The following is a 413-nucleotide window of genomic DNA, read 5'->3' on the forward strand; positions in this document are numbered from 1 at the left end:
TTCGGCGTTCATATCGCCGTGCTGGTCTTCGTCGTCATCTGGACCATCCCGACACTCGGCATCCTCGTCTCGTCGCTTCGCGACAAGGACCAGATCATCGCCTCGGGCTGGTGGAATTCGTTCTCCAGCTCCAGCCAGACCGAGGCAGGCCGGCTGCCGGCCGCTTCGACGCAGGTGCAGAAGGACGGCAAATATGTCATCGAAGGCAATGTCTTCGGCGATGGCGCCAAGCGCGACATCAGCGCTTTCGGTGTCAAGTCGGCGGCACCGACGCAGTATCCGGCAGGCACGCCAGCCGACCTCGGTGATGGCGTGACCCTGCAGGTCAACGCCGACGGCAGTTTCGTGCTCGCCTCGCCCAAGGCGTTCGAAGGCGACCGTGGACAGCGTGTCTACTACGCCTCGTCGGCGCC

At 64.2% G+C, this 413-nt stretch carries 1 pseudogene; it reads left to right on the top strand.

Annotated elements, in window-relative coordinates:
- Positions 1-413: pseudogene (locus EN846_RS33690) on the top strand (carbohydrate ABC transporter permease); the annotation flags it as partial.

The sequence above is a fragment of the Mesorhizobium sp. M4B.F.Ca.ET.203.01.1.1 genome (genome assembly GCF_004791025.1).
GTDB lineage: Bacteria > Pseudomonadota > Alphaproteobacteria > Rhizobiales > Rhizobiaceae > Mesorhizobium > Mesorhizobium abyssinicae.